This is a genomic window from Rossellomorea orangium, assembly GCF_019334305.1.
GTDB lineage: Bacteria > Bacillota > Bacilli > Bacillales > Bacillaceae_B > Rossellomorea.
This window is the reverse complement of the sequence record NZ_JAHWGH010000021.1, coordinates 45696-54973: the sequence shown is the minus strand read 5'-3', so window position 1 is coordinate 54973 and position 9278 is coordinate 45696. Positions and strand designations below refer to the sequence as shown.

The 9278-nt window shown below is 44.5% G+C and carries 10 protein-coding genes; 3 read left to right on the top strand and 7 right to left on the bottom strand.

Translation table 11 applies throughout. From position 1 onward, the window contains the following. Positions 1-199: 199 nt before the first annotated feature. The 3 genes from KYJ26_RS20725 to KYJ26_RS20715 form a co-directional block, all read right to left on the bottom strand. Positions 200-457, bottom strand: a complete 258-nt coding sequence (locus tag KYJ26_RS20725) for a GlsB/YeaQ/YmgE family stress response membrane protein (protein ID WP_219169618.1) — start codon at positions 455-457, stop codon at positions 200-202. Between the two features lie 72 nt (positions 458-529). Beyond that, positions 530-1999 carry a phospholipase D family protein gene (locus tag KYJ26_RS20720; RefSeq protein WP_257475169.1) on the bottom strand — a complete coding sequence of 490 codons (1470 nt, stop codon included), beginning with the start codon at positions 1997-1999 and terminating at the stop codon, positions 530-532. Positions 2000-2133: 134 nt separating this feature from the next. Next, a complete protein-coding gene (locus KYJ26_RS20715; RefSeq protein ID WP_219169616.1) occupies positions 2134-3477 on the bottom strand; it encodes an MFS transporter in 1344 nt (447 codons plus the stop codon). 159 nt (positions 3478-3636) lie between these two features. Between KYJ26_RS20715 and KYJ26_RS20710 the strand changes: the two genes are divergently transcribed. Continuing rightward, positions 3637-4305 carry a haloacid dehalogenase type II gene (locus KYJ26_RS20710; protein ID WP_219169614.1) on the top strand — a complete coding sequence of 223 codons (669 nt, stop codon included), beginning with the start codon at positions 3637-3639 and terminating at the stop codon, positions 4303-4305. 51 nt (positions 4306-4356) lie between these two features. Here the strand turns inward: KYJ26_RS20710 and KYJ26_RS20705 are convergent, their stop codons facing one another. Next, positions 4357-4971, bottom strand: coding sequence for an NAD(P)-dependent oxidoreductase (locus tag KYJ26_RS20705; protein WP_219169612.1), 615 nt, complete (start codon positions 4969-4971; stop codon positions 4357-4359). Between the two features lie 138 nt (positions 4972-5109). Here KYJ26_RS20705 and KYJ26_RS20700 point away from each other — a divergent pair, with 138 nt between their 5' ends. Next, positions 5110-5439, top strand: coding sequence for a CHY zinc finger protein (locus KYJ26_RS20700; protein ID WP_219169611.1), 330 nt, complete (start codon positions 5110-5112; stop codon positions 5437-5439). Positions 5440-5479: 40 nt separating this feature from the next. Continuing rightward, positions 5480-6418 (top strand): peptide-methionine (R)-S-oxide reductase MsrB, encoded by a 939-nt coding sequence (gene msrB, locus KYJ26_RS20695; protein WP_219169609.1) that lies wholly within the window; start codon positions 5480-5482, stop codon positions 6416-6418. 289 nt (positions 6419-6707) lie between these two features. Here the strand turns inward: msrB and KYJ26_RS20690 are convergent, their stop codons facing one another. The 3 genes from KYJ26_RS20690 to KYJ26_RS20685 all read right to left on the bottom strand — a co-directional run bounded on the left by KYJ26_RS20690 (position 6708) and on the right by KYJ26_RS20685 (position 9180). Next, positions 6708-7229, bottom strand: a complete 522-nt coding sequence (locus KYJ26_RS20690; protein WP_219169607.1) for a DinB family protein — start codon at positions 7227-7229, stop codon at positions 6708-6710. Between the two features lie 122 nt (positions 7230-7351). After that, positions 7352-7486, bottom strand: coding sequence for a hypothetical protein (locus tag KYJ26_RS24110; RefSeq protein WP_257475168.1), 135 nt, complete (start codon positions 7484-7486; stop codon positions 7352-7354). A 152-nt stretch (positions 7487-7638) separates the two neighbouring features. Continuing rightward, complete coding sequence (locus KYJ26_RS20685) at positions 7639-9180, bottom strand: FAD-dependent oxidoreductase (protein WP_219169606.1); 1542 nt, start codon at positions 9178-9180, stop codon at positions 7639-7641. Between the last annotated feature and the right edge of the window lie 98 nt (positions 9181-9278).

The window sequence follows — 9278 nt, the reverse complement described above, 5'->3', positions numbered from 1 at the left end:
GTCGCTCCTGCGGGGTCTCACCTATTCCGCTTTTCCCGCAGGAGTCTTCGTCTTGCACTCCAATCAACAGCTGGAATCTGCTAAAAAAACTTCAGCACTGAAAATTAAAAATCCGAACGAGTTAGATTTTTATCAAATCACTCGTTCGGATTTCTCTTTATCAGAAGCCCTTTTGTCCCAGCCTCTTCTATATTCGTTATTAATGAGACGTTCTTCTCATACCTCTTAGTAGTAAGCTTAATAGGAATACGAAGATGATCGCTCCAATCAATGCCGGGACAATGGCGATTCCTGCTAGTGACGGGCCGAAGCTGCCAAGAAGCTCTCCACCGATCCATGCACCGATGATACCTGCGATGATGTTTCCGATGATTCCACCAGGGACGTTTTTACCTAATATAAGACCGGCTAACCAACCAATGATTCCACCAACAATTAAATACAAAATAATACCCATTTCTTTACCTCCATCAATGTTTTTTATTTGTGTTGTTACAAGTTAAATTCCCCTTTTTTCAGAAGTCAAAACCTAATATGTTGTCACTTGAAAAATTTTCTGAAGGATATACATTACATATTTAAAAGCCGGTAGTTTATCCTGATATTTTTCATAGTCCACGGTGTATGTACCGTTCTTGTTGTTCCAAATCCGGTCGAAATAGTCATCGACTTCCTTCATGGTTTTGCTGTCTGCCGGGGCCGTCAGTTTCACGTTTTCTTCCAAATTATAATCATCCATGTTCCGGGACGTATAGTTGCCGGATCCCCCAATTACCGTACTTTGCTTTTTTCCTTTTACATAAATAAATTTCGTATGATATTGCTCTTTATTCGTGTTATACCATCTGATTGTAATATGTTCGTTCTCGAGTTTATGAAGCTCGGCTGCAATGGGGAGATTCGGCAGACCGATTTTTTCTTGTCCAAAGGCGTTCTGGTTCGGGTCCAGGACTAAACGAATGTCCACTTCGCGTTCTGCCGCATCTTCAATGGCATCGATGATATCCCGGTCCGCCAGATAAAACATGCCGATCCATGCTTCGTCTCCTTTTTCCGCGTCATCTAATGCCTTTACCACCCCTTTTTGAATTTCTCTTTCCGTCAGGATCTGAGCGTTGACAGTCGACTCACCGGGTGGAAGGGCTTTGACGGAATCATTGACCTCTTCTTCAGAAGGGAAGGCATTTACATTTCCGCCTGAAAAAGCCGCTACCGCTTTTTCGGCTTTTACCATATCCTTCAGGATGTCTCCTTTCACCTTGAATGCGATATTCGAGTGGAAACCACTGGCGTCATGGGGATTGGCGGACAGGATGAGTCCGGATTTTTCCGTTATGACGATTTTCCGGTGATTCGCTTTGACATTCAATAGTTTCAAATATGACCTCATTGTGACCTTAGGTGCGGAGGGTGCCATGGGATTGGGCAGCCAGCCGGTACCTTCCTGCCCAAACCAGCCAAAGGCAGTCCTCCACACACCGGAATATAAGAGGTTGGGATCTCTAAGACGATTTAAGTCGGTAAAGACCACTTCAGCTCCAAGCTTTTCTAGAGGCTCAATTTGTTTCGCTGTATGGGAGCCGTAAGTCGTGTTAACGACATCACTGATGAAGACCACTTTCAGGTCGGGCTTCTTTTTCATTTGTTCTTCAATCTTCCTGGATAATGTTTCACTAATTTTAGGATAATCACGATCCCCTTTTGTATAGCCATTTACTAAGAATAAGTCCAAAATAAGAAAATCATCTGCCTCTTCAATGGTTTGATAGACTTCATCAAAGATCGACTGATCATAATGTTCTTTTCCATCCTTCTGATAGGTGAGGTCGTATAAGAATTCCACGTCCCTTTCAGGTATGGCATAGGTGTCGCTGGCGTAGGAAATCCCTTTAGGCAAAGGCTTTATGCGGTTATATATCATGACCGCCGTCAGGATTAAAATGATGGCACCGCCGATCCACCAGCTTTTCTTCTTATACCACTTTTTCTTGGTCTTCAAATGAATTCCCCTGTTCTATTGTTTTTTTTCTTACTATACCCTTAATGGCAGGAGGGAAATCCACATACAACGGGATCTGATGGGAAAAGTTCATTAAAAAAGTCCAGGCAGTAAAACCTGCCTGGACTCCTTGACTACGATGGATGAACATGTCTGCGATATATAAGTAAGAGTAAGAGAGACACCGTCATAATTCCAATCAGAACCAAAAAAGTAATCTGAAAGGAGCTCACCGGGAAATCTGCTCCGCCCATTTCCACGATGATTCCGCCAAGGACAGAGCCGGATGCGCTCCCGACAAAGTGAATCAACTGCTTCATCCCGATTCCTGAGGCAATCAATTCCTTGCTCATGACACGGGAGACTTCGTTTGTCGTGCTTGAAGAAAGACTGGAGAAACCGAAACTTGTAAACATATAGGCTAACATGATCATGTACTCACTGTGCGGTGATAAAAGATAAAAAAGGACAGTCGAAACGATGAGAAGAATATGAGCGAGAAACATCACTCTGATATTCCCGTATCGGTCGATCAGTCTTCCTACAAATATGGCTGCGACGGCAGAGAGCATCGCACCTGGGAAAATGATGAATCCGACAGCCGTCGGGTTTTTGCCGAATACATGCTGTAGCATGAGGGGCATGACGATCAAGATGGCGAAATGGGTGACAAAGCCAAGGAAGCTCATATAGAGAATCTGCCGATAGCCTTTATCCCGAATCAAGCTGGGCTGAATAAAGGGAATCTCAATCTTATGGATCCGAATCCATAATCCACCGAAGAAAACGACGGCACCTGCGAAATAGTACCAATGAAACGTCGAAATGAATAGCAGGAAGAAGGTGATCCCGATTCCGGTCAGGAAGCCTCCCCATACATCGAAGTATCCCTTTCTTGTCGTCTCATTTGGTAGAAAGCGGTACAATACGGGAATCATCCCAAGTACGCATAACGTAATCAAGAATAAATAATTCCAATTCAGGTAATCCGTGATGACGCCTCCCACAACGGGACCCAAGCCAAATCCAAGGGAAGAAGCAGAAGCGATCATCGCAAGAGCACGGCCACGCCTTTTTAAAGGCACAAAACGTCCGGCAAACACCATGGATAGACCTGGGATGGCTGCTGCCCCAGCCGCTTGAAATAACCGGGAAAGCAATAACCACGCAAACGTATTGGCAAAGAAGCCAGTTAATGAGGCTATGCCGAAGATAGTAATCCCAATGATAAGCAACCGCTTGATCGGGATGTAATCAGCCAAGCGGGTATACGTAATGGTACAAATGGCAAGTACGATTGAATACCCCGATACGATCCAGGCTCCTTCGGAAGGAGCCAAGGAGAAATCTTTCAATACATTCGGAAGGGCTACATTGAACATGGTCGTATTCATCACCACGAGCCAAATCGTCAAACTTAGAAAAAGAATTGTCTTTGTATGTGAAGGAGATGCCTGTACATGTTGTTCACCAGTCATTTTTTGACCACCTCCATGATAGATGTTGATGCTCGAAGTACTATACCATAAACAAAGACGTACTGAAAATGAATGTGCCTGCTTTTCGGGTGGGCTTGTGGAAGTTTAAGATTATGGAAATGGTCTATTATATAAGGAGAATCTATAAGGGGGATAAGTATGTCAAATCATACAATAAAAGCTTTCGTGTTTGATGCGTACGGCACGTTATTCGATGTCCATTCCGTCATTGAAAAATGTAATGAACTCTTTCCCGATAAAGGGGAGGAAATCAGTCAGGTGTGGCGTCAAAAACAATTGGAATATAGCTTTCTTCGTCAGCTGATGGGAACGTATACGACATTTTTCTCTATCACCAGGGATGCCCTGCATTACGCATGTGTCCATGTGGGAGTCGATCTTTCCGACGACAAAGAGAAGGAATTGTTGGATGCTTACCTGGAATTAACTCACTATGAGGAAGTAGAGAGTGTACTCGGGGAACTGAAATCTTATCAAACCGCCATCTTCTCAAATGGCTCTCTTGATATGCTTTCACCGCTCGTGGAGCAGTCTGCATTCGGGCACCTGCTGGATGAGGTGTTAACAGTCGATGAAGTAAAGCAGTTCAAGCCGACTCCGATGGCTTATCAGCTTGTCCTTAAGAAGCTTGGGGTCAAAAGGGAAGAAGTCTTGTTTATGTCTTCAAACCCATGGGATATTGCTGGAGCCACCAACTTTGGGTTCAATACGGCTTGGATCAACCGGCAGGATAAGGTGATGGATGAGCTTGGGGTCAAACCTCATTTTGTTTATAAGGATTTAATGGGGATACTTGAGCATAAATGATTATAGAAGGGGCTGGCATATGGACGAATGCCGAGCCTCTTTTTTACCTTTTCAGTAAGCTAAGCCAATGGATTCATTGATGTGTTTCTCTTGAAGGAGACTTTGTATTAGAAAGTGAGCGACATCTGCACGTCCTATTTTACGGCCTTTGTCCGGGATCGAATCTGGATCTTGTCGATACGTCTTTGACAGTGGCTGGGTGGTCAATTGCATAGGTCTTGCAATCGTGTATCGAACGTTATGTTTCTTTATTTCTTCTACCGCATTTCTATGGTCCCTCAATACATTGCGCAGGATGAATTGTGCAAGCTTACCCTGAATGCCGGGTATTTCTTTGTGAATCCCTGCAGATGCAACGTATGCGATGCGATCAATATGATGGGTGTTCATGGCTGTCAGGATATTCTTTGTCATCGCGGTAAGGACGGTTGTTTCCTTCAGTCCATCCGAACCCAGACAGGATATGACGGCTTCCTGTCCCGCTAATGCCCCTTCCACTTCTTTAGCGTTTAAAGCATCCCCCTGAATAGTGGTTAATAGTGGGTGATCTCCATTTAGTTTAGATGGGTTTCTTACAAAAGCTGTGATTTCATGGCCATCAGCCAAAGCTTGCTTGATGACTTCATTACCTGTACCGCCGGTTGCTCCGAATACGATTACCTTCAAGAATCTTCCCCTCCCTTTCTCTTATTATTCATTGTATAGTACAGTTAGATCATTAGACTAGTTATTCATTTTAGATCTTGGTAGGAATACGAACAATGAATATCGAAAGCTACTACATACTCATTAGGGAGGAAGAACATGACTGAAAAGTTGATTCCGGTATCTGGCGTAGATGTAGATTCTAAAACAAAATGTAAGCATTATAGAACGCAGAAGGATATTATCGCCATTAAATTTAAATGCTGTAATACCTATTATCCTTGTCATACATGCCATGAAGAAATCGCTGATCATGATCCCGTTCTATGGTCCCCGGAGGAATGGAATACGAAAGCGGTTCTTTGCGGAGAATGCAAGAATGAGTTAACCATTTTACAATATATGAATTGTCAATCGGTCTGTCCTCATTGCCGGTCTTCCTTTAACCCAGGGTGTCAAAATCACTATCACCTGTATTTTCAAGGGTGAGGTCAAAATATGTTTCACGTGAAACGAAAGGAATGATGAAATGGAGAAAGCAACGTTTGCCGGAGGCTGCTTTTGGTGTATGGTGGAACCCTTTGAGAATCAAGAAGGAATTGAAGGGATCGTTTCCGGGTATACGGGAGGGGAATCAGAAGATCCATCCTATAAAGATGTGACATCAGGCTCAACAGGGCATTATGAAGCGGTGCAGATTACGTTTGATCCTGTTTTATTTTCATATGAGAAACTCCTTGACCTTTACTGGAAACAAATTGACCCCACCGATCCCGACGGGCAGTTTAAAGATCGGGGAAGTTCATATCGTACGGCGATTTTTTATCATAATGACACTCAAAAAAGGCTGGCGGAAATATCTAAGGAAGAATTAGAGCGAAGTGGAATATTTTTAGATCCCATCGTGACAGAAATCCTTCCTGCCAGCGCGTTTTATCGAGCGGAAGAATATCACCAGGAATTCCACAAGAAAAACGCTTTCCGGTATGCTTTGTATAAGCGAAGCAGAGAAGATTTTTTGAAGAAGTATTGGCCCAAAGACCGGTCTTATCTAAAAGGACAGCTGACGGACTTGCAATATTACGTGACACAGGAAGATGGAACCGAGCCACCTTACGAAAACGCATACTGGGATAACAAGGAAGAAGGGTTATATGTGGACATCGTATCAGGGGAGCCGCTATTCACTTCGAAAGATCAGTATGACAGTGGCTGTGGCTGGCCGAGCTTTACAAAGCCGGTCATGGATGCAAGCGTCAACGAGCGATACGATCTTTCCCATCGTTCAACCCGGGTGGAAGTCAGGAGCAGGGAAGCCGATTCGCATCTTGGTCATGTATTCACGGACGGCCCGGGTCCCAAAGGGCTTCGCTACTGTATCAATTCTGCTTCGTTGCGTTTTATTCCGAAAGAAAGGCTTGAAGAAGAAGGGTATGGAGATTTTCTATTGTTGTTTCATGGTAAATAAATAGATGTCGGCCTATAAGTAAGCCGACATCTATTTATTTTTGGCTGTTTTCCCAAAGATTGTTGCTATTCGCATACAAACTAAGATTTACGATGCTCTGTCATTTAAGGTGTGGTGCAGGAGGGTGAAGGGAACTGCTCCGCTTTCCACGGACGTTCAGCCGAGCCTCCTCAGCAAAAACCGCTTCCGGGGTCTCGGCACGCCCGTTTCCCGCAGGAGTCGAGCACCTGTAGCGGAAATCAACCGCCACTCACTACATCCAAAAGCAACAATGTATACGAAAACAGCCTTATTTTTTTACTCTCTCTTCAACCTTCTCCCAGAGATTTTCAATTCCTTGTACACGTTTAATGGCTGTAATGGTTCCTTGATGTAACCCTTCATGCCAATTCGTAAAGGAGAGAACTTCTCCTAACGTGGTCAATGTCGTATGTTCACCAAGTACAAACGGTTTATCCCCCGTTTCATCTAAACGGGCTGAGAACGTCTCTTTGATCCGTAACGGTTGGGCTTCCAGTCTTTCTCGAAGTTCACTCATTGTAGGAGGCGTAACGGAATCCCAGGTTTTATGGCTGGTATTGAACCCGAATAGTTCTCTATATTCAGGTGGAAGCGATAGACGATCAGTTTCTCCTACGAAGGAATAAAGAAGATTTTCCTGTGATAATAAGATATGACCCAGGTTCCATCGAATTGAATTTCTAAATCCTTCAGGGACTTCATCCGCCATGTGTTCGGATGTCGCATCCACCACAGCCAGTGTACGCATCCGGATAAATTCCATTTGTTGAAACAGCATATGTTCGTTCATTTTCCATTCCCCCAAAAATCATCATCTCCATTAATGATTTCGGGATGAACGGAGGGAATCCTTTATAAAAATAAAAATAACCGGAAGCAATGATCCGGTTATTAGCGTATAGCGGATGGTTACTAATCCTCTGTTCGATTTTTCTTTGGATCTACCTGTCCTGTTGTGAATTCCACCAATTCAGAACTTGTGCGATTTCCCTTTTTTGCATTGGTATTGCTTTGAGCATTGCGGTTTCCTTTTTTTGTACGGCCCATTCAGAATCCCTCCCAAAATTGTAGCTCATTCATAGTGTGGGGAGAAAACAGGGAAATATTCTTCCGTACATTGCGACAAAATATGTCAAATATCTTTTTTGTTCTGTTTATTTCCCGGGCTATATTCGACAAACCTGATGGAGGTCCGTCCCTCAATCGTTTAGATCAATTTTCTTGAGGGGCTTTTTGGCGGGACCTTCGATGACTTCTCCGTCTATGGAGAAGCGGGAGCCGTGACAAGGGCAGTCCCAGGTGTGGTCTCCGTGATTCCATTCCGTTTCGCAGCCGAGGTGGGTACAGGTGGTATCCACGATGTGAAGCTCTCCGTTTTCATCCCTGAAGCCACCGCAGCGGCGGCCATTCACGTTGACGACATCGCCTTCCCCTTTTTGGAGTTCTTCAGGTTTCTTGGAGAGTACCTGCAATTTTCCTTTTATAAGCTCGCCCGCAACATTCAGATTCTCTTTGAAGAAATGTTTGATGCTCGGATCCGCCACAAACCTGGAAGGCGAGTACACGTCGGCATAGATGTGATGATTTCCCAGGATCTGATCGGAAAGAATCTGTCCGGCGAGAGTGCCGGAAGTCATACCCCATTTGTTAAACCCTGTGGCGACAAAGATGGCCGGATGTTTCTCCGTCAGTTTGCCGATGTAGGGTACTTTATCCAGGGTGATGAGATCCTGTGCCGACCAGCGGTAGCGGACTTCCTCTACACCAACCACTTCCTCAGCGAATGCCTGTAATGCCTTGTAGTGCTCCATTGTATCTTTACCCTGTCCGGTTTTATGTTTATCCCCGCCGATGAGGATGAGCTTTTCCCCATTTTCATCTTCTTCGTAACGCAAGGAACGGGTAGGGTCTTCTGCACTAATATACATTCCTCCCGGGTAATCCTTTTGTGCCTTCACCCCGAGAATATACGAACGCTCTGCATGCATCTTCGTGTAGTAAAACCCCATTCCATCATAGAAGGGGAAGTGAGAGCAAATGACGACGTATTCGCTGTCGAGGTGATAACCGTCTTCTGTCACGACCTGTGTGCTGTCTCCCTCATTGATGGTCTTTGCCATGGTTCCTTCATAGATCTGCCCACCCATCCCTGTGAAAGAGTCAATGAGGGCTTTAAGGTATTTCAATGGGTGGAACTGTGCCTGGTTCTTCATCACTAATGCATTTTTGATGGTAAGGTCGAGGGGGATATTCTCCATGATGTCCCCGTTGATCCCCAGCTTTTGATAAGCCTCATGTTCTTTCTGGACCTTATCTGCATAGTGATCAGTTGTAGCATAAACGTAAGCATCTTGTTCTGAAAAATGACACTCGATATGTTCATTTGTAATCGTGTCCTGGATAAACTGAATGGCTTTCGTTTGAGACTGGTAATATTTCTTTGCGAATTCCTCTCCGAAATGCTGGATGAGTTCATCATAGATCAGTCCATGCTGTGCGGAAATTTTCGCCGTTGTATGTCCCGTCGTGCCGTTCAATAAGTGATCAGCGTCGATGAGCGCCACCTTTTTGCCGCCTTTGGCCAAGAGGTAAGCCGTGGTGATTCCGGCGATGCCGCCTCCGACAACGGTCACGTCCACTTTCACATTCTGTTCAAGCTTTTTAAACAGTGGAAGCTTAGCACTCTCCCTCCAATAGGGCTCAGGCGTTTTGGAAAAAGCATTATGATGTTGTGAGTCCATTTGAACGCTCCTTTACGATTCGAGTCCTTACCATTTTCTCCTGAAATTCAGAAAAAATAAGTGCTGAACAGTAAAAAAAGACTGACCCTTGGAATAGA